At 47.5% G+C, this 20,542-nt stretch carries 15 protein-coding genes and 1 pseudogene; all 16 read right to left on the reverse strand.

Annotated elements, in window-relative coordinates; all coding sequences use genetic code 11:
* The 16 genes and pseudogenes from P0M28_RS28570 to P0M28_RS28645 all read right to left on the reverse strand — a co-directional run bounded on the left by P0M28_RS28570 (position 1) and on the right by P0M28_RS28645 (position 20,538).
* Entirely contained in the window at positions 1 to 2,403 is a 2,403-nt protein-coding gene (locus P0M28_RS28570) for a TonB-dependent receptor (protein WP_302206921.1), read from the reverse strand.
* Between the two features lie 344 nt (positions 2,404 to 2,747).
* A complete protein-coding gene (locus P0M28_RS28575; protein WP_367281887.1) occupies positions 2,748 to 3,215 on the reverse strand; it encodes a Fur family transcriptional regulator in 468 nt (155 codons plus the stop codon).
* Positions 3,216 to 3,339: 124 nt separating this feature from the next.
* Positions 3,340 to 3,588 carry a hypothetical protein gene (locus P0M28_RS28580; RefSeq protein ID WP_302206922.1) on the reverse strand — a complete coding sequence of 83 codons (249 nt, stop codon included), beginning with the start codon at positions 3,586 to 3,588 and terminating at the stop codon, positions 3,340 to 3,342.
* Positions 3,589 to 3,760: 172 nt separating this feature from the next.
* Positions 3,761 to 4,936: a PepSY-associated TM helix domain-containing protein gene (locus P0M28_RS28585; RefSeq protein ID WP_302206923.1), complete on the reverse strand. Its 1,176-nt coding sequence runs from the start codon at positions 4,934 to 4,936 to the stop codon at positions 3,761 to 3,763.
* A gap of 55 nt (positions 4,937 to 4,991) precedes the next feature.
* A complete protein-coding gene (locus P0M28_RS28590; RefSeq protein ID WP_302206924.1) occupies positions 4,992 to 6,239 on the reverse strand; it encodes a DUF4374 domain-containing protein in 1,248 nt (415 codons plus the stop codon).
* 12 nt (positions 6,240 to 6,251) lie between these two features.
* Positions 6,252 to 8,624: a TonB-dependent receptor gene (locus P0M28_RS28595; RefSeq protein ID WP_302206925.1), complete on the reverse strand. Its 2,373-nt coding sequence runs from the start codon at positions 8,622 to 8,624 to the stop codon at positions 6,252 to 6,254.
* A gap of 130 nt (positions 8,625 to 8,754) precedes the next feature.
* Positions 8,755 to 9,954: a PepSY-associated TM helix domain-containing protein gene (locus P0M28_RS28600; RefSeq protein WP_302206926.1), complete on the reverse strand. Its 1,200-nt coding sequence runs from the start codon at positions 9,952 to 9,954 to the stop codon at positions 8,755 to 8,757.
* A gap of 59 nt (positions 9,955 to 10,013) precedes the next feature.
* Positions 10,014 to 11,264 (reverse strand): annotated as a pseudogene (locus P0M28_RS28605) (DUF4374 domain-containing protein).
* 5 nt (positions 11,265 to 11,269) lie between these two features.
* Complete coding sequence (locus tag P0M28_RS28610; protein WP_302206928.1) at positions 11,270 to 13,711, reverse strand: TonB-dependent receptor; 2,442 nt, start codon at positions 13,709 to 13,711, stop codon at positions 11,270 to 11,272.
* Between the two features lie 114 nt (positions 13,712 to 13,825).
* A complete protein-coding gene (locus P0M28_RS28615; protein WP_302206929.1) occupies positions 13,826 to 14,335 on the reverse strand; it encodes a hypothetical protein in 510 nt (169 codons plus the stop codon).
* A 56-nt stretch (positions 14,336 to 14,391) separates the two neighbouring features.
* A complete protein-coding gene (locus P0M28_RS28620; protein ID WP_302206930.1) occupies positions 14,392 to 16,857 on the reverse strand; it encodes a TonB-dependent receptor in 2,466 nt (821 codons plus the stop codon).
* A 124-nt stretch (positions 16,858 to 16,981) separates the two neighbouring features.
* The gene (locus P0M28_RS28625; protein ID WP_302206931.1) at positions 16,982 to 17,998 is read right to left on the reverse strand and encodes a helix-turn-helix domain-containing protein; all 1,017 of its coding nucleotides are present in this window, start codon (positions 17,996 to 17,998) and stop codon (positions 16,982 to 16,984) included.
* Positions 17,999 to 18,261: 263 nt separating this feature from the next.
* Positions 18,262 to 18,432, reverse strand: coding sequence for a hypothetical protein (locus tag P0M28_RS28630; RefSeq protein ID WP_302206932.1), 171 nt, complete (start codon positions 18,430 to 18,432; stop codon positions 18,262 to 18,264).
* A 12-nt stretch (positions 18,433 to 18,444) separates the two neighbouring features.
* Positions 18,445 to 18,777 (reverse strand): DUF6686 family protein, encoded by a 333-nt coding sequence (locus tag P0M28_RS28635; RefSeq protein WP_302206933.1) that lies wholly within the window; start codon positions 18,775 to 18,777, stop codon positions 18,445 to 18,447.
* Positions 18,778 to 18,799: 22 nt separating this feature from the next.
* Positions 18,800 to 19,171, reverse strand: coding sequence for a DUF6686 family protein (locus tag P0M28_RS28640; protein WP_302206934.1), 372 nt, complete (start codon positions 19,169 to 19,171; stop codon positions 18,800 to 18,802).
* Between the two features lie 11 nt (positions 19,172 to 19,182).
* A complete protein-coding gene (locus tag P0M28_RS28645) occupies positions 19,183 to 20,538 on the reverse strand; it encodes a PepSY-associated TM helix domain-containing protein (RefSeq protein WP_302206935.1) in 1,356 nt (451 codons plus the stop codon).
* Positions 20,539 to 20,542: the final 4 nt, after the last annotated feature.

Here is a 20,542-nt window from a genome sequence, read left to right on the forward strand (position 1 = left end):
TTAGCGGTTGGGTTGTAAAGAATAGCTGACTTTGAATTGATAATTGATGCCGGGGCGGGGGATGCGGAAGTTGTCAAACACCTCTGCATTAAAGACGTTTTGTACGTTCAGTGAGCAGCGTAGTCCTTCTTCTTGCAGGCGGTAAATCACGCCGGCGTTGTGTACCCGCTGGGCTGGAATGATAAACAAAGGATTGGCCCGGTCCAGGTCGGCCACCTCATTGATGCTAAACCGGTCGATGAACAAGTAATCCCAGAAAACTTCCAGCGTATTTAGCTCTTTAAACACATCCTCGAAGGTATAGCGAACGCCGGCGTTGTAGAATAGCTGGGGGATGTTAGGTACCTGGTTACCGATCAGTTGGCCGGGGGCAGCGTTTCCGCCCGCACCTATCTCGTTGCTTTGGTAGGTGAAGTTACCCGAGAGCCGGAGGTTTTTGATGGGGCTGTAACGCACCGAAAATTCAGCACCCCGGCCCGCTACCTGCGCTTCATTGATAAAGCGCGTATTTTCCGGCCCGAAGGCATCGGGTCGGATCAAGTCTTCCTGGCTTCGCACAAAGCCGTCCAGGCGCAGAAACAGCTCTTGGTGAGTTGATAAGAACGTACTGTATTGAACCCCCAGGTTGTAATTATTACTCTTTTCCGGGCGTAGCTCGTAATTGGGTAAGATGGCTCCGAAATCACCGAATATTTCTACTTCAGTAGGAATGCGCACCGCCCGCTCAAAGCTGCTGCGTACAAACATCGTGGGGTGCAACTGGTACTTCACGGCCAACCCGTAGCCGTTCTCATTGGCCTGCACCTCCCGAAGAGGCAACCGGGTGGCCGAACGCTGCAAAATATCAATCGACTCAGCGTTGTAGTCGTAGTTTTTGTAGAACGCCACCGTAGTCAGCTTCTCTTTCAGTAGGGTAGCAGTGAACTCCGCCCCCACAATATTGCGACCCAGTCGCGAGGGAACAGTATTGGGGTCAAGAGAGGTATCACCGATACTGATGCGGGAGCCTACCGGATCATTGCCCTCTATCTCGGTGTAGCGAAAGAACTCCGAAACGGTCAGGGCAAAGTGCTCACTGAGCGTATAGTTGAGCACCAGTCGGTGCGCCGTTCCCAAATCGCGTCCCTCGCGCAGCGTAGGAATAGGAAACAACTCCGAACCGCTGGCATTGGTGGTAGTGAGCCGCTCACCCCGCCAGTTGTACCGAAACCGGCTGCTATCTCGCACTTGCGACTGGGCCACCGAAAGCACGCCGTAGTAGCGTACATCCAGGCGATCGTTGAGCAGGGCCTTGCGGTAGTCGAGGCGCTGGGCCAGGGTGTTAATGTCAAATTCAGCCTCGCCGACAGCCGTATTCGTGATAAACGCACCGTGCTGGATTTCATCATCCCGCCGTGCGTAAGAAGTCGTGAGGTCGAGCCGGTCGGCCCACGCTAAATCCCGTAGCTGAATGCTGGCCTCGGCGTACCCTGAAACGTGCCGGTCGTGAAAACGGCGAACATCAATGGTTTCCTCCGATCCCGCCACCACGCTGCCATTCGCCAGCGTATTTTCGGTGATGCTTCGGATATCACGCATTTCGTAATCGTTGTCCGAGTAGTTGAAATACGCCAGGGTAGAGATCGCTAGCTTACCCGACAGATTTTTGTGCGCGTTGAGGGTAAAGCGGTGGGTATTGAACGAGCCGATAGTGTAGGAAGTCTGCAAGTAGTCCTGGCTCTTTCGGGCCGGCACTAGGTTGATACCTCCGCCCAGGGCATCGGTACCAACCGCAATGGGCATTACGCCCTTGTACACGTCAATACGCTCCAATGCATCTACCGGAATGGTGTTGAGCTGCAACCCACCTCCGAATACGTTGATCGGAATGCCATCGAAGTAGATACGAACGGCTTGCCCGGACAGTCCGTTGAGGTTGATATTGACGTTGCTGCCCAGTCCGCCCGTCTGCCGCACCACCACTCCGGTCGACACTTTAAGCAGCTGCTCAGCTCCCAGGGCTTGATCCATCACAGGTTTGGTATCCAGCGAATTGATGGCAATGGGCTGCTCACTCACCTCCCGGGCTTCGGTTTTTCCTAATACAACTATGTTATTTAGTTCCTGTACGCTAGGGGTTAGCGTAATGGTTAGGGTGCGGTTTTGATCAAGGACCACGCTTTCAGACCAAACTGCGTATCCTACCGCGCTGGCTTTCACTACGTATTCACCCGGCGGTAACGCTTCGATCTGAAATTGCCCTTCCTGATCAGCTACGGCGTACTGCTGGCCTTCTTCCAGCGAAACGTGCGCGTAAAAAACAGGGGCACCCTCAGCATTAACTACTTGACCGCTAAGTGTGTGGGTGGACTGACTAAACGCTAAACTGGAAAGAAAAAGGAAAAGTAGCAATGGGAGCTTCATACAGTGTAGGCCGAAGTATTTTGCAAATCTCCTGATGAGTAATAATCAAAGGATTTTGAACTTACTATCCTGTTTATTTAGACTAATTATAAAAATACAAATGTCGATAAGAAGCAGGTAATAAGCAATAGATAGACTTAGTAAATTTAAATTTGGTAGTAAAAACTAAGAAAGGTAGGAGAGTGAGACGGCCATGTATACCTAGGCTTGATCTGAATTATCGGTATACTTTAGCCATTTATAATGAGTGGGGTACTACTTTAAGGGCAGGGCAGCCATTGCATTTTCTTGTTAAGAAAAATAATCAGAGGTTCAAGCAGTCGGGGCGGTATACCAGAAGCTAACTATCCTTCGGCTTGTTTATCTTCTTTGGCAGTTTTATTTCGGGTACCGTAGAAATATAGGGAGTGCTTATCGATAGTAATATTAAATACCTCTTCAATGGTCTTTTTAATAGACTCAATACGAGGGTCACAAAACTCTACGACTTCGTTGGTATCGGTTAGAATAATATGATCGTGTTGGCGGTAAAAAAATGATTTTTCGTAGTGGGCTTTATCATCCCCGAACTGATGCTTCCGAATTAGGTTACATTCCAATAAGATTTCAATGGTATTGTACACGGTTGCCCGGCTCACCCTAAAACTCTCGTTTTTCATTTTAATGTACAAGGAGTCTACATCAAAATGTTCTTTACTGTCATAAATCTGCTCCAAAATGGCAAACCTCTCCGGCGTTTTCCGTAGCCCGTTTTCTTCTAAAAAATTGGTAAAAACATTCTTTACTACGTTAAAATCGTTTTTTGCCATCATGAAAAAATACGGTTAGTAATTGCCAGAACCTACAAATTATTTTGAAGAGTTGGTAGCTTTGTCTTCAAAAAAATAAAGCCAGCCCCGCTACGGAGCTAGCTTTCTGATTTTTAGCGATAAAGTGCTAAGCACTAATACTTTGAGGTGCCCAAACCGAACACATCATACCGGAAGCTGCTTTGCCAGGATTGGCACAGTCTTCTTGCTCAAAACGGATGCAGGTGGTACAATCCCGGTCATCCGACAATTCGGCTTTCATGTTAAAGTTGTCACAGGTGTAGTGGTTTCCTACTTTCACGCCGTGAACCTTGCACATTTGGTCACTCATCAAGTTTTCGCAGTTTACACAGTTACTTCCTAATCGTATAGCCATGATTTTATTTTTTTTTGGTGATGCTACAAAGGTAGGAGAGGAACAGCATAGAATGAATATAAACAACTGGTATTCAGAAATTTGTAATTAGATTGTTTCCAAATAGAGTTGATTATCACAGCTTGCGGAGAGTCTGCGGCTATTCAACCTGATGATTTGCTGTTTAGCCGAGCTACGATGTTATGTTAGCGTGCCTGTTGCGCTCTGAATACTCGAGATTGCCTTTTTGAAGCTTCTTCTTTTTTCGCCCCCACCAAAGCAGCGTACCGGTCACGGGCAAGCTGGCAGTCACCAGACTGGCTAAGAAGGCCAGTGCTTTGCCCAGCCATCCGCCAATGGACCCTACGTGAATGTCGTAGTTCATCCGAATCACCTTATCGGCGAAGCTAGCCTGCTCGTAGCGACGGTAAATGCTCTGCGGATCAAGCTCTTCCAGGGAATGAGCGTCAAAGAAGCGGTAGTCGGCATTGTAGAATACCCCAGGTTGATTAATCACTTCTACGTAGATACTGGAAGTGTCAGTGGCCGGAAAATGAATTTCAAAGCTCTCGGCTTCCGGATTCTCCTGCTGCAAGCGAAGCAGCAAACGGTCGGCCGACGAGCGGGTGGGATTGTCCGCCACCGGGCTCACGTTGGTAGGAATGACGAAGCGCGGATTTTGATCACCACCAGCCGACTTGTACACCACGTAGTAAAACCAGCCGTAGCCCATCACCGATCCGGTAAAGGCCAGTGCGAACGCGAATAAGTAGATATAAAACCCAACCACGGAGTGCAGATCGAAGTTTTTGCGCCGCCAGCGAGTCGTGGGCTTCCACCGAAACTGTAGTCGCGCGGGAGCAGCCCGGCGGTTCTTCGGCCACCAAAGCAACAAACCACTCACCAAAATGACCAAGAACAGCAATACCGATACAAGCACCACGTGGGTACCCAGGGCAGCAGGCAGCCAGAGATACTGATGGCCATCGAGCACCCAGGCAAAAAAGCCGCTGCGGTGATCTACCGTCCGTAACACCTCAGCCCGGTACGGGTGAATAAAAACACTTCGGTGATATACCGGTTCGTACTCGTAAAAGATCACCTCAATAGGATCGTTGCTCGCCCCGTAGGCCACTCCGTGAATGTCTCGCCCCGGAAGCTCAGCTTCGGCCAAGATCTTTGCCTCCGTAGGCGTGACATTGGGTTGGTCTTGCACAGGAATAGGCATCTCCGCCGAAAGAAACCCTTCAATCTCCTCCTTAAACACCCATGCACAGCCGGTGATGGACACAATGAACACCACCAGTCCGGTAACTAAGCCGAGCCAACCGTGAATTTGGAGAACTACTTTTTTGGTTTTAGCACGCATGGGTGGAATGGTTAGTCAGAATTAACGGCCAATGGTGGCGAAGCGATACGCGGGATCATAAGCGGTAGAACCCTTTAATCGTTTTGCCTGCAATCTTTGCCCCACGCTGGGCAGTGGCATCAGCTACATTTACCTCGTAGACGTAGGCCTCGGTGGCTGTTTCTACACTGACCAGCACTTGACCATCTTCTACCAACACTGGTGAGGTGTAGCGCTTGGCGTGCAGAGGAAGCGCGGTGCCCGTATCATCCGTGACCGGAGTAATCGTTTGGCTGACCAAATCGATAATCACGAGCTGCTGATTGAAAATATCCCGACCGTAGGCAGACCAAGCGGGACCATCGTCACCAGTCAAGATACGCGCAATAGCTTTGTTGTTACCCACGTAGTCAAACCAGAATAGCTTACCGCCATCAGTAGCTGCCTCTACATTGAAGAAATAGTCAGGGTCAAATTCAGTAGCTCCGGATGGAATACGTAGAATACCCGAAGGCTTGGTAGAGGCCGGAGCGAAGCCCGCCATAGCAGCTCCGCAGGAGAAGGAGTACAGATCGCCGTTGTCGGCTTCGATCAGGCCAGTTGTCATGCCGTCTACCCCAATGTTACTGGTACGAGGGTCGGTAATGATTTTTTCGGGAGCATCCCCCACATTTGGGTAGGAAAAGATAGCGACAAAGGCAGTATCAGCTCGGGGAGTAGTAAAGTTGCCATCGACATCAAGCTTCTGGAAGGGAATGAACAATTTGTCGTCGCGCACTTGCAGAGAGGTAGGCCGAGAAAGCAGGGAGTCTGTAGTAGACTGAAATACTTCCAGTGCAATTTTTTCGGTTACCTGCACGCTAGCCGCATCCACCAGATACAACTGTTTCTTAGCAAAACCAGCGCGAGGAATCTCCATCGCTAGCAGGGTTTGTTCATCATCGGTAGCTCCGAACATTTGCAAGGGCACATCGAAGATGAAAGCCCCCTGCTCTACAATGATTCCCTCTTCGTTGGCGACATAACCCGTACACTGATTATCATCGCTATAACCAGCGGCAAACAAGGTTTTGCCCACCGGATAGTAGAAACGCCAGCCGGTTTGTTCAATGCCGGTGCCTACGGCGGATATCTCACCCATCAGAATAGAGTCACGGGCTTCATTGATAATGAATTCGGTTTCGTCACCCCCGGTGGTTTTTAACGACATAGTAATGCCTGAAGCTGTTTCGCTCGTCACCGGGCCAGGGTCACCATTGTCATTGCAGGCGAGGCTAAATAGGGCTAGGAATAGATATAATACTGATTTTTGAATGGTTTTCATAGATAAATTAGATTATGAGTTACTGAGAAAATAGCGTAGTTTGAGATAAAAGGCCCGACCGGGTTTTTGAATCAAGAAGTTGTCAAAGACAGTTTCATTGCTGAGGTTCGTAACGGTTGCTGAAAGATTGTACCGCCCCTCCCGAAAGCTAGTTTCAGCGGTCAGGTCGAAAGTAAGTTGAGTGGGAATGATATTTTTATCGCCCGGATTGCCCAGGTTTTCCCACTTCAGAAAGAATTCGTGCACGTAATTAGTAGTCCAGTGGAAAGCCAAGTGCCAATCTTCGGTTCGTTGAAACGGTTGCAATGAAACCCGGCTGTTAGCGAAGAAGTAGGGTATGTTAGGAATACGACTGCGGTAGTTAACATTGGGTAGCCCTTCGTCAAACTCGGTACGGTCGGTGATGTGCTGGTAGGTAGCGTTGAGGTTGACCATCAAAAGTTGCCCTCGTTGTAGTTGCACGCTTCCCTCTACTCCCTGAGTGCGGACATTAGCTAGATTTTCGTACACCCCAAACGGGCCTTCGGCGCGAGGGGGCTGGATAAAATCTTCCGAAAAGCGGGCAAAGACATTCCATTCTGACACCAGCTCAAATTTTCCGAAACTTTGGTCGAGCCAACCGCCTAGGTTAAGATTATAGCTTTGCTCCGGTTGCAGGTTGGGGTTCGGTAAAATGTACAGCCCACTTCCCAGAATTTCGGTAGGTTCAGGAATGCGGTACGCCCGTTCAAAGGAAGTTTTAACCCCACCAATAGCTGCTAGTTGGTACGAAAAGGAAATGCCGTAGCCTGTATTGCGAAGGGCAATGTCGGTGGTTACATCGTTGTTCTCAAAATCTTGAGTGACGATGTTGCCCCGATAAAAGTACTGCTTGGCAAACACCGATAAATTCAAGCGTTCGTTAGGGCTATCGAACTCGTAAGCCAGCCCCAGCAGGTTTTTATGAATGCTGTTAGGTGACTGAAAGGATCGGTTAAAGGTATCTACTTTGTCTTCGCCGGTGCGGCTTAGGTAGTTTTGCGAGGCGTTGAAGAGTAGGCGATGGCTATTTCGGAGAAAATACTGGGCGTTAAGCTGGCTTCGCAGGGTGTTATCGGTTAAGCGAAACAATGATCGTCGCTGGTTCAGTTCTCCTTTCGGATCGTTAACATCTTGCTCTAGCCGGTTGATTGCTTCCCCCGCCCAGTTGTAGCGAAAAGTACTGGTGTCCACAATACTTTCTTGAGTTTGTCCGGCCAGTACATAAGCCTGCAAATCGAGCTTGCCAATTCGTTTGCGGTAGGTGGTGGAAGCCAGCCAAGTCTGATTTCGAGTGTGGAACTCTCCGAACACCCGCTTGATATTGAAGTCCGGGTGCTGATAATTTTTGCGATTGGCAGCGTAGGTGATTCCTACTTTCCATTCGTCAGCCCACGACTTATCGAGCAATCCAGCTTCTAAGTTGAGCATAGCCGAAGTGTAGTGATCGTGAAAGCGACGAGTGCTGAAATTGTTATTGATAATATTACCGTTTGCATCAGTGAGCGGCACGCTCTCCATCCGGTAGTTGTTATCCGAGTGGTTGTAAAACGACAGCACTTTAACAAAATATCCCCGCTCAGGATTGACCTGCTGCACGTTGACTGCCGCCCGGTGGGTATTAAAACTACCGATAGAGTACGAAGCATCTAGAAAGCTCTTACGGCGGTAGCCCGTCATAATATTGATCGCACCCCCTAAAGCATCGGAACCCAAACTGATCGGTACGACCCCCTTGTACACCTCAATTTCTTCAATCAAATTGACCGGATAGTTATTTAGAGTGAGGGCCGAGCCAAAATTTTCCATGGGCACTCCGTCAATAAAGTAGCGCACCTGATTGCCAGATAGCCCATTGAGCGACAGTGAGAAGCCCGACCCCAACCCGCCGGCTTCTCGGATATTGATTCCGGGCGTTCTCCCAATGATCTGGTTGATATCTGCCGTTAGGTTGCGCTGTGGTGCGGTCTCGATCACCTGTACTGCTAAACCCTCAGTTCGCTTTAACTCCGCAGTAGATGGCCCTTGCACTATTACTTCATCCATTTGATTAATGGCTTCTCTTAGCTGTAAGCGTAAATTCTTGGTTTGATCTGCTGGTAGCGTTACGGTCAGTGTATAGGTCTGATAACCCACGCCGGAAATTGCCAACTCATGCTGACCGGGCGATATATTATTGATGGTGAACTTACCAAATGTATCAGTGGCTGTGCCCTTTGTGCTGTCTAGTAGAATAGTAATGCCAGGTATAGGATTACTATCGCTATCGGTAATGGTGCCAGTAAGATTGGCTAACTGAGCGTGCAGATAGTAGGGTAGGAGTAATAGTAAAATGATACCACTGGTACGGCGAAAAAGAATTGACACTATCTTTAATTAGACTGATTTTAATTAGCGAGCGCAAATTTAATTACTTAGAGAGAAAAGGGCAATCGCTATAAGTAGTAATTATTGACACTACCTATAGCTAATACCACTGGAGTTTATCGGTAAGATGCTACTGTCCGGCAATCTCTATTTGCCGAAAAGCTTTCTTATCTCTCCGCCGCTTCTTCGTCTTCTTCTTTCTTCCCCACCAGATGTAGAAACCTGTGATGGGCAAACTAGCAGCAATTAGACTGGCAAAGAAGGCAAGTATCTTGGTAGGTAAACCTCCAATTAAACCCAAATGGATAGGATAGTTAAGGTGCATAATCCGCTCACCGGCATTATGCTCGCTCCACTTCTCAGAAGCAATCAGCTCTCCGGTATAGCGATCGTAGACATACTCATCGTGGCGGTCATAATTTTTACCTTGTTCGGTTAAAATACTGACGGCGATACTGGCGGTAGAGTCCATTGGGTAGGAAACAGAGTAGCGGTAAACTTCGGGATATTGATTCAAAGTAGTAGCTGTCACCTGATCAATCAGGGTAAACAACTGATCGTCGGTTTGTGGAGCATCCTCGGAGTGATACGTTGAAAGTGCCCCCTGATACTCGGGCTGCTTCTCACCAGTCGCCATAAAATAAACCCCATTGCTAAACCAGCCGAAGCTCCAGACCAGTCCGGTGAGAGCAATGATGATAACTACCCACAAGGTGTAGAAACCTAAAACGTTGTGTAAGTCGTAGTTTACCCGCTTAAAACTTGCTCCCCACTTAACAGAAAACCGCTGTTTGTAGCCTTTTCGGCTCTTGGGAAACCACAGCACTAAACCGGTAATGAGCATCAGGATAAAGATAACCGTAGCCCAACCGACGACCTGATGACCTACCTCATAAGGCAACAGTAATGTTGTATGAAACTTGACCATCCAGCCCCAAAAGCCCCCTTCCCACAGTTCGTTTAACAGCACTTTCCCCGTGTAGGGGTTTTGATGAATCTCTCGGTAGCCCGCCGGAATATCCGCTTCTTCGCTACCGGGATGGTAGTGCCAATTGACAATAACATTATTTTCCTGCTCTCCGGTAAAAAAGTATTGGTAAGTACCCCCTTGGGGCGCTACTTCCAGTGACTTCTGAAAGATCAGGCTAGGTGGTGCCGCTGGAGCTTTTTGTCCTGGTACCGTTCTATCGTAGCTAGCCGTTCCAGTTGCCCAACGAATTTCTTTCTCAAAAACCATAATGGCTCCGGAAATACTGACCAAAAACACCACCAGCCCGGAAGCGAGTCCAAGCCAGAGGTGAATTTTACCAATGAGTTTCTTAGTAGTCATATTTTCGCTAGATGGCGTAGAAAAATTTCAGAACGCAGTAGTCGTTATTAATAGCAGAGCTAGCGATTTTTTAAGACAGCAAAGGCCAAAACATTATTACCGTCTAGCGCAGCTCCTTTTCTGAAATCATTCGGTCCGCCGTTAATATCTATTTCGTAGATGAAAGCTTCGCCTCCTACTGGGCTAATCGGAAGATACAGCTTGCCATTTTCTACTACGCCTTGGTCTATATTGATAGAGGGTGCCAGTGGAATATTTAGCTTCGTAGCGGTTTGGTTATACAGGTCTATTTTTACAATAGAGGTGTGGTTACCCGATGCGGCATCATCCCACTCGTTGGTGGCATCTTCGTCCAGCAGCTTTCCTTAAGCAATACCATTTCCAGCGTAAACAAAGCCAATCAGGCTCACTGTACCCGGAAACTGTTCAGAAACATTAAATACGTAAGAGTCATCATACTCACCGTCACGGATGCGTACAAACACGGTTGGCATCTCTTCTCGAGTACCCATGTTGTACCAATGTTTACTGCGAATATTTTGCTGATAAATATCACCTTGTTCATCTAGTACCGAACTAGATCCTGAAAAACCAGCTACTGTTCCTAGCGAAGCGGTAGAGACCATCATCTCAGGATTGGTAAACGACGGATAGTCTAGTTTCCAGGTTATCAGCGAATCAGGAAAGGTAGTCCACTCACCCCGGTTCGTATACATGGTGCCCAGGTAGATTTTGTCGCCTTTGACTACTCCTCCTATCTCTTCGGGGTCTAGTCCGCCTACATCTGGCAATGCAAAAGAACCACTGCTTTTCACTGTAAACGAAGGAAGACCAACAATAGCAAAAGTCGATTGACCATTGTCATCGGGCCAATTCATTAGCAATAAGTCACCTTCAGGCGTCTGTTGCATAATACGGAAGCCCCCTGATGGAGAAAGTGAAGCCATCGATAGACTAGCAACATTATCTAATCCATCAACAGTAACTTTATACTGCTCAACGTTGCCCCCGCGGTAATTGATGGTGTAAACATACCCATCACGTGCCTCTGCGTTGCCGTAAGACTCGATTTCAACACCCCTGCCGACTACCGATATTTCACCCGATGTAAGATCATGAGTAGTAACCATGTACTCTTGATCGCCCACGCTGGCGAGCATCGTGTACTGAGGTACTACCTCTTCGGAAGTATCCGGAACATCTGGGGTAGGGGTAGTGCCTCCTTCGTCCTCACTGCAAGCACTGAATAGTACTCCACTCACCAAGAGCGATCCTATTAATCGAAATACGTAATTGCTCATAAAATTCATATAGATTATAATTGTGAAATTGATTGTAAAGAATAAGTAAGTTTGCCAAAGACGGCTCGTCCTGGTTTTTGCAGCAGGAAATTATCGTACACCTGCTCATTCGTAATGTTAGACATATCCACCGCAACGGTAAATCGTTCACCCGGGAAGGCATAGCTCACGCCTAAGTCGTGCGTTAGCTGGGCCGGAATAGTATTCTTCTGACGAACGTTTCCTAAGCTAGGCCAGCCTAAGAAATACTCATGCACATAGCCCGTTTGGAAGTAGGCAAACACTCGTGAATCTTCCTGGAGTAGGTCGTTGAACTTAAACCGAAACCCACTGTTGGCCATCAGGTAAGGGGTGTTACGTAGCCGGTCTTGGTACACAATATTTGGTTGATTCGATACCTCGTCAAAGGGCTGGTTATTGCGTATATCCAGGTAGGTAGCGTTGGCGGTAAACTCCAGAAAGTCGCGGTAGCCGTAGCTAAAGTCAAATTCCCCGCCCTTGCCCAAGGTTTTGGCAATATTCTGAAACTGCCCATTACCCTGATTATCAACCACGGTAAATAGGAGCTGGTCTTGAGTATCCCGGTAAAATCCGGTTAAAGTCAGCCGATAGCTGTGATCGTCTCGGAAAAATTTACCTAACGTAACTCCGGCGTTGATATTAAAGCTACGTTCCGGAAGAATACCCGGCGCGTTTTGAATGGTAATTCCATCACCCAGAGCTTCAATAGCATTGGGCATTCGTACTGCCTGTTCTACTGATACTTTAGCTAATACGGTGGGTAATACTTTGACGGTGGGTAATACTTTGTAAGATGCCGCGAATCCGCCACCCCAGTTGTTTTGCTGGTTGTCAACAGAACGAGAGATAAATTGCTGTTCTCCTTCAATAGCTACCAGTACACCTTCATTAACTGAAGCCGTGTAGGCGTAATACTTCGCAAAAAGATTGGTAGTTAGCTTCTCATTCAGCAGAGTGCTCTCATAGGAAAAACCCCCAAAAAAGGTTTGCAGTGACTGTGGTTCTAACAGAGGTATTCTATAATCTGGCTGGAAAGGGTCACTTCCGCTGCGTTGTACATCATTAAGTACGTAGTTCATACCAAGCTTATGAGATTCATTCAAAGCGTAGGTAGTGTTCCAGCGTACTACGAGAGCATTTTCTGATAATGTAAAAGCAGAGCGACTATTATTATTAATCTCCCCACCGTTGGGGTTAGTATTGATTATCCTGCCCCTCCAGTCATAAACATTGGTAGAAGTATCTACCGTCAAGCCATCCTTCATAGCCAGTGAAGCAAACAGATTGGTATTTAAACCTTTTATCAGTAAGTCATTTTTCTGATACGTTAAAAAGGGCATCAAAAAATCTTCTTGGTAGCGGGCATCGCCGTACGGATCTTCCATTGTTTGCCCGTGCTGAATACCCCGGTCCAGATCAGAAACTACTGCCCCCACAAAAAATTGATCGGCCCATGTACGATCAGTAAAGCCAATGTCTACCTTAGCATTAATGGTTCGAAAATCATCGTTAAAGCGTTCGGCAGGTTCTTTCCGAGTAAACTCTATCGGGCGAAAGTTCTCATTATCGTACGTTACCCCGCGCCCCCATACCCGGTAATTATTATCTGAATAGTTGTAGAAGGCCGACAGCCGGGTAGTAAATCCCGAATTGCCTTCGGTCCACTGCCCTTGCACGGCTGCTTGGTGGGTATTGAATGAACCAAAGGAGTAAGAAGCTTCCGCAAAATTATCAGCTTGCTGACTGGTAACCAGATTGATAGCTCCCCCCAGCGCATCTGAGCCAAGCTCTACCGGGACTACACCCTTGTACACATCAATCCGATCTACCAGCGAAACAGGAAAGTTGTTGATAGAGTAGGATGAGCCGAAGTAATCCATCGGAATACCATCCACAAAGAAGCGAATGGAATTACCTGACATGCCATCTAGTGAATATACAAAATCAGAACCCATCCCGCCCGACTGCCGAATACGAATACCAGCGGTACGGTCGAGTACCCGGTTTAAATCTAGGCTTTGGGCTTGTAATGGCCGGGTGGCCACAGCTTCTACATTGAAGCCTCTCGATTCAATCTCAGTCGTCTCAGATTGTCCAACCACCGTCACTTCGTCCATTTGGGTAGTTCCTTCTTCCAGTCGGATAGTTAGTTGCTTCGTTTGTCCGGCTGCTAGTGTCACGAGCTGAGTCTGGGTTTGGTAACCTATTCCTGAGATAGCCAAGGTATGTTTACCCGGGGAAATATCACGTAAAGTAAAGTTGCCCGACACATCGGTAGCAACGCCTCGTTCTTGGTTAAGCATGATGTTGATACCGGGTATGACTTCATTCCTTGGATCAACGACCTGCCCTTGAATAATAGCCGTTTGGGCATACAATAGTTGAGATAAGAATAGTAGTGAAGGTGTCAGTAGATAGGTAGAAGTAGCGTACATTATGTTTATTTAGACTCAATCTAAGAAACGCGAAGGTCGCAACGAATCCAATAATAAACAATAGCTATAGGTGGGGTATTTAGATAGCTAGTACTAGTATTATAAAAGAGGGTATCAGTTCATTGTTAGCCAATCGGATAATTTATGGGCGAGCCAAGCGGTTAACTGTGAAATTGCTGAGGTGCCTACTGCTAATAATAAATATACCCAAAGAGGGCGTGAGCCAAGAGAATGCCCTACTACGTTCAGTAAAAAAGTTAGCAGGGCTACCACTCCGGCAACCCAGTATAATGAGCTTGCGATGAGAGAGGTAGTAATCCACAGTGTAAGACTCGCCATTACTCCCACTAATACACAGGAAAGTAAACTGTCCCAAAAATAGCCAGACACCATTCCGGCAATCGCTCCAACAAATAGTTGAATAAGCACCGCAGCTAAGTAGCGTTCGCTAAGCTGGTAGGCTAACCAAGAAGGTAAAAACAGCAGCATAGCTGCCCCGGAAAGTCCTACCAACGTAGCATTACTCATATCGGTGTTCATGGAGGAAACAGTGAAGCGTAGGCCGAACCCGACCAATGCTCCGAATATCAGGGAGAATAGTAGTAGAACGACCAGGCTGTTCACGGAATTAGCAATTCTTTCACTTTTACTTCCTACTATATTAAATAATCGCCGTGTCTTTAAAAGGAGTACCCTACCGAAACGCTGTAGCCTAGAGGGGCGCCTCGCTTAATAAATAACAAACTTTGCGTAGGTAGAAAGTAATACTCATCAAAGATATTATTAACGGTGAGGTTAAAGTCTAAGGCTCCTTTGGTTAGCTCCAGTTGGTAGAATGCGCTAGCGTTTACAACAAAGTAACTATCTTCTTCCAACGGTACGGTCTGCCCAAAGCTACCAGGTTGTAATTGCCAACTACTGCGGTACTCAGCACCTAAACCAAAACCTAAACGGTTGGGAAGCTGGTAGGTATTCCACAGGGAGAAAAAATGTTCGGGTACTCCACTAAAACGCTCACCCTCTAGTGCATCGGATACGCCACTTTCCACAATTTCGGTATTAGTGTAGCCGTAGCTCAGGTAAAAATTAAAACCTTCAAAAAGCTGACCACTGGCATCTACTTCTACTCCTCGGCTGCGGCGTAGACCGTCCTGAGCACTTTCATCTTCGCTTATCATAACCACTTCATTTTGCCGATCCAGTTGATACAGGCTTACGGTATAGTTCAGACGCTCAGCTAATTGCCCCTTCAGACCAAACTCAAATTGCTCTCCCTCAACCGGTTCAGGATTATCGTTTACTACTACTCCGTTGGCCCCTAGAATAGGGGCAATGGGCAAAATAGATTGGCTAAAGCTTCCGTAGGCCGATAGTAAGGGGGTGAATTCATAAATCAATCCCAAACGAGGTACTAACGACACATTGTCTATATCAGGTCGGAGGGAACCCTCCTCACCGCTCCACTGAGTATTGCCGACGCTACGATATTGGTAGTTGTTGTAGCGTAATCCCAGCATTACATTCAGTCCGCTACCCTCTATTTTTATCAGATCTTGTAGGTACACTCCATACTCCTCCTGATCCCAGTCTTCGATAGCAAATGGTGGCGAATCTTCGGTATTAGTCAGATGGTTAAACGCTACGTAAACTGGTTGAAAGATATTGGTCGGAGGCATTTCATCAACGAACCCGGGCGGTACCAGAGGCGAAAAACCGTTGCGGTTTTGTGTTGTGATCTGCGTGTACGATCCGCCTACGATCAAGCGGTGGTTTAGTAGGCCGGTTTTCCCGTTATAATTCACATCTACGTTAGCGGCAGTTCCCTGCACAAATCGTCCCTGATCGAAAACCAGACGGTTGAGTTCTCCGGTTTCCAGATTAGGCTCACCGGCAGCCCCAAAGGTATTTTCCGGCCCGGCTAAAGGAAAGTAGCCTCCGGCTCCTGATTCCCGCTCCGATTTGTTCCAACTAAAGTTAGCGGTGGCGTTCAGGTTATCAGAAAACTCATGCCGGAGGCTGGCTTGATATACTTGGGTAAGGTCTTCGGAATAATCGTTGGTGAAGCCCGCGTACCAGTTGTCCGGCACCCGAAAAATCTGGGCCTGTCCCGAACCATCGGCATCAGTTAAGTTGATGGCCGGGGCATCGGTATTAGAGGGGTTAGCGTCCTGAATGATCATTTCCCCGGTTAGTTGCAGGGAGGTGCGGGGGGTGATCTTGTAGAGAAAAGTAAGCATAGGAGCATAACGCTCAGTGTAGCTGAAGTCCTGCCAGGTTTCACTATTTTCAATTCCCAGCGTAGCCCGGTACAGTAACTTATCAGCGATAATGGGGCCTCCGGCATCCAGTGTCGCTCGGAAGGTATTCCAACTTCCGGCTAATAGATTAATATTGTAAGCGGCCTCTTCCAGCGGCTGCTTGTATACGTAGTTAAGCTGTCCGCCCGGTTCGGCACTACCGTATAGTAATGAGGACGCTCCTTTTAGAAATTCTATTCGGTCTAAACTGGCTACGTCGGCAATGGGCGAGTCAGTACCCGCGTAGTATTTCCCGTCTTTCAGTACTCCACCCAATGAAGAGTTATGAAAGAATCCTCGTGCTAAGAAGTTGGATTTGGTTTGGCTGTGGGCTGAGGCTACGGGGGTAAGTCCCGCCACCATGCGAAGTGCGGTCTCCGGTCGGATGAACTGACGGGATGCAATTAGGTCGCTTTGTACTACAGTGGCACTAAGAGGTAGCTCTTGGTAATCTACCGGTAACTTAGTAGCTCCGGTGATGCGTCCTGGGGTAAAGCCCGGTGCTGCACCGCTCACCGTTACTTCCAATAATTCCTGGGCTTCGGTTAGCAATTGCACTTCTAATGAAGCGGTAGAATCAGGCTCTATTCTAATGACCTTCGTTTGCGTGGCGTACCCTACACTGGAGATCACAATCGTTTTTCGTCCTTCTGTAACTCCTTTTATTTCGAATTCCCCTGCTTCATCAGTAGCAGCACCGAGAGTAGTATTCTTCACTTGAACATTAATTCCGGGCAGTCCATTCCCATCATTATCCGTCACTGAACCCCGTAGCGTAGCGGTGGCAGACTGAGCGTGTCCGGTAACATTGATTACTAGTACGACTAGCATTACGTATAGTATTCTCATAATTAGTTTTTTGAAGTTTAAGTACAGCGCAAAAAGCAACTTTACTACTAGCCGATCTTCTCAATTTCGGTAAATCCTGATCGATTCCGAAATCAATCAGGATTTGTAGTATCAATAAGCCTGTTTAGGCTACAGAAAGGGGCGATGGGTTCTGATCAATCCAACTCTTTCGGTATTTAGTAGGGGTCATCCCGGTGTACAGCTTAAAAGCCCGGTTGAAGGGAGCAATAGAATTAAAGCCGGTTTGATAGGCGATTTGAAGTACTGTCAGATCGCTCCTAGCTTGGTCTTTCAGTATTCCGGTAGCCTCTTTGATACGGAACGAATTCACAAAATCCAGAAAGTTTTTAAAACCCAGGTCATCGTTGATCGCCCGCCGTACCCGGTATTCCTGCTCATTGAGCTGTTTGGCAAGTTGCCCAATCGTCAACTTCTCTACCCGGTACAGCTTATCATAGCTCATCTTGTGCCGTATCTTGGTAGCCAACGCCGGATTTTTGGTAGCAGGCTCTTTCGGTTTAGTGAGATTTTCGTTGATAGCAAAATTGGAAAAAATGAATAAGCTACTTAATAGTAAAATTAGCAGGCGTTGAACTACGACTGTATACAGCCAGGTAGTATCGTCGAACAGAAAATCGCTCAATACGGTAAAAACAATGGTGATCGCTATGGCGTATACTGCGTATATTTTTAATTGGTACTGACTACGCTCCTTGCTTTTCGGGGTTTTGGTTTCCACTACGGCCATCACCGCAAACAGGATCGACAGCATGGCTGATCCCAAAGCGATAACGCTCGAAGTGTATTCCGTCAGGGGCAGATACCAGCATAAGTAGGGTACTAACGAAGCAATGATACCCACCACCCGGGTACGAAGAGGAATACTGCCGATGTTGAATAAGGAATGGGAAAAGACCCAAAAGGTAAACGGTACTAAGAAACCGCCGATAATTAGGGTGCGTTCTACTAAAATATTCTCTATTTCATCGTACATAAGATACGCGCCAACGCAGGTCAAAAAGCATAAAGGAGCAGAGATAGTATTAACTCTTTTTCGGTTCTTCCACGTAAGCAGTCCGCAGAGCAGGATACTATAAAAAGTCAGCGTATTGGCGTGATAGTAAAAAGTAAGTGTACTCATGATCAAAAAGGTTTAAAAAAATGGTTGCAAGTAATCAAGGTTATTTTAAAAATTTTGTAAGGGGTTGCCGAGAGCGTGGCGTACGGGAGCGGAGAGTACCACTACCCGGTCATTCGTGGTCAATCTCATTATTGTTCCTGCTGCTGTGGGACAGCCCCTGTGGGACAGCCCCTGTGGGACAGCCCCTGTGGCGCAGTCTCCGGTCGGCCATCGGCGCGGTTTTCGTCCCCGATCTGGAAACAAATCAGAATACTATTTAATAGTTACGGCTGCTCTAGGTATTGATTATAAGCGCGCTTAATCCGCCGTTTTAAAAATGGGCAACTGGTCTCTTGTTGGGCTTGCAGTAAAATGCGCCACTTCTGTTCAGGGTTTTCCTCAATACGACGGTGTAATTCTAATAGGAATCGATCAAAGTCTTGCATGGTTTCCATAAGAACGGGGTTTTAAGAGTTAGAGTGGAGGATTTTATAAGCTTCGTGAACAGTCAGTGCCCCACGGATGAGGCTTCGGAGGGCGTACACATCGTTGCGGTTTAGGCAAAGGCCTACGTAGGAACTAGAGCCCCGGATAATGGCGTGGGGCTGATCTTTAAAGTCGTAGCAAAAATTATCGGGGGTCAGTGCATTTAGCGTCTCTACAAACTGATCTAGTTCGTGGCGATAAAAAGACACGCAAGCACTTCGGTACACTAGCGAGTAGCTTTCGCAGCCCGGACACCAGCTCATCTGTCCGTCATCGGTTTCGTTTAAGTTAATGGGAGATTGAGTTTTACACATGCGGTTATAGTTTTACAGTTGATTAATTGGTAGATGAATTAGGAAGGTTGATAATCTGACCTACTTCTAGCATTGTTTGCGTGTTGACCATCACTTGATTGATTTGGCAGAGTTCGCAGTAGCTGAAGGTAAACACCATGTTCCTGACCGATGTAGAAATGATAAACTCCCGATAATAAGGGTCTCGTACAATCTGAATTTGCTCAAGCGTTTCTGCTACCTGCTTCTGTAGTCGGGCAAACTCGGTAGGGTTTAGTTGCAGGCTTACGTTGCCGAAGCTCAGCTGTAGTATTTCTGCTTGTTTACGATAGCTCGATGCTCGGTGGTCTGACACCCGGTAAGCTACGTAGGCAAATTCGTTTTCTTCCAAGAGTTCAAAGGGACTTTTATTCATAATTTTAGGTGTTAGGCTAGTTTTTTCTGAACAACTTTTTTTATCCGGTACTCAAATAGATACCAGGCTGCGCCAATAAAAAGTAACCATCCGGCGGTAATCAGCAGCAAAGCAGATAAAGAAGCTTGGTAGCGGGTAACAAGCGTACCGTACATGAAAACCATCATCACTCCGTACACAGTCCAATTGGCGTACTGCCACGGGCCCAGCCGCTGAGCCTTAACTTGGCACTGGGCCGTACGTTTTATCCGGCGCTTTTGGCTAATCCAAATGCCAGTCAAGACCAGCGAAGAGATGCCCAACCCCAACAAAAACCAAATAATTTTGGTCACCAGGCCACCCCAGTAGCCGAAGTGCAGTGGGTCGGTAATATCATTGAGCCAAGTAACGGTTGGTAGTGCATTGGCTCGTTGTACTTTTAGTACTTCGTAGGTGGTGGGGTGCAGATATACCCGGTTGGCCCGGTTTCGCACCAATGGCTCGTGGCTCTTTCCGGTAAGGTAAATAGCGGAAGTAGGTTTAGCTGGCGGAAGAATATCTTTCACATCTAACCCCTTAATTTCCTGCTGCGCTATTTCTACGGCCCGGTCGTAGTCAATAGCTCGCCGTACTTCAGCAAACGTTGCCGAATCGATAGGCTCGGCAAGTTGGGGGGCAGAGATATTTGCCGTATCAGCAACCCCGCCCACATTGGCTCGTTCTACAAAGTACCAAATACCCGTTACTGAAAATAGTAACGTAAACGGAACCGACCAAACCCCCACCAGTCGGTGCAGACTACGGAAAAGAACTAAGGCTCCTTTTCCGGTCTTGAGTTCAAATAACTTGCGGTACCATTTTTTATAGAACACCAGAGCAGTGAGCAGCGACACCAGCAGCATAAACCCAAAAATGAGTACGGTGAAGTGACCAATTTGAAAAGGAATAAACAAAAAATAGTGTAGGTCGCGAAAAAACCGTTGGAAGGTTAGCACGGTACTGCCTTGCACCTCACCACTGTAGGGGTTGACAAAAACGTAATCGCGACGGTCACCATTTTTCACGTACACCACATCACAAAGGTAGGGCTCACGCGAGCCCATCCAGAATGTGATCTCGCCCTGAGGGAAAGCTTGGTATACGTTTTGTGCCTGCTGGTTACGTGAGACCCGGTCTGGCGAGACCCGGTCTGGCGAGACCCGATCTGGCGAGACCCGATCTGGCGAGACCCGATCTCGCCAGACCCGCATCTCTGGATTAAACAGCCAATCCATTTCGTGGCTCACGGTGGCCAGTGTGCCCGAAAAGCACACAATAAAGAACAGCACACTCAGCTTAACACCAATCCAACTGTGGATACGAAATAGGGCTTGTTTATTCAGTTTCATAGCA

It is taken from the genome of Tunicatimonas pelagia (assembly GCF_030506325.1).
Classification (GTDB): Bacteria; Bacteroidota; Bacteroidia; order Cytophagales; family Cyclobacteriaceae; genus Tunicatimonas; species Tunicatimonas pelagia.

Bases quoted from the DNA above. Each gene is read 5' to 3' on its own strand.
- P0M28_RS28580 (WP_302206922.1), bottom strand. From the start codon at position 3,588: ATGGCTATACGATTAGGAAGTAACTGTGTAAACTGCGAAAACTTGATG.
- P0M28_RS28635 (WP_302206933.1), bottom strand. From the start codon at position 18,777: ATGTGTAAAACTCAATCTCCCATTAACTTAAACGAAACCGATGACGGA.
- P0M28_RS28630 (WP_302206932.1), bottom strand. From the start codon at position 18,432: ATGGAAACCATGCAAGACTTTGATCGATTCCTATTAGAATTACACCGT.
- P0M28_RS28590 (WP_302206924.1), bottom strand. From the start codon at position 6,239: ATGAAAACCATTCAAAAATCAGTATTATATCTATTCCTAGCCCTATTT.
- P0M28_RS28645 (WP_302206935.1), bottom strand. From the start codon at position 20,538: ATGAAACTGAATAAACAAGCCCTATTTCGTATCCACAGTTGGATTGGT.
- P0M28_RS28585 (WP_302206923.1), bottom strand. From the start codon at position 4,936: ATGCGTGCTAAAACCAAAAAAGTAGTTCTCCAAATTCACGGTTGGCTC.
- P0M28_RS28600 (WP_302206926.1), bottom strand. From the start codon at position 9,954: ATGACTACTAAGAAACTCATTGGTAAAATTCACCTCTGGCTTGGACTC.
- P0M28_RS28620 (WP_302206930.1), bottom strand. From the start codon at position 16,857: ATGAGAATACTATACGTAATGCTAGTCGTACTAGTAATCAATGTTACC.
- P0M28_RS28640 (WP_302206934.1), bottom strand. From the start codon at position 19,171: ATGAATAAAAGTCCCTTTGAACTCTTGGAAGAAAACGAATTTGCCTAC.
- P0M28_RS28610 (WP_302206928.1), bottom strand. From the start codon at position 13,711: ATGTACGCTACTTCTACCTATCTACTGACACCTTCACTACTATTCTTA.
- P0M28_RS28570 (WP_302206921.1), bottom strand. From the start codon at position 2,403: ATGAAGCTCCCATTGCTACTTTTCCTTTTTCTTTCCAGTTTAGCGTTT.
- P0M28_RS28625 (WP_302206931.1), bottom strand. From the start codon at position 17,998: ATGAGTACACTTACTTTTTACTATCACGCCAATACGCTGACTTTTTAT.
- P0M28_RS28575 (WP_367281887.1), bottom strand. From the start codon at position 3,215: ATGATGGCAAAAAACGATTTTAACGTAGTAAAGAATGTTTTTACCAAT.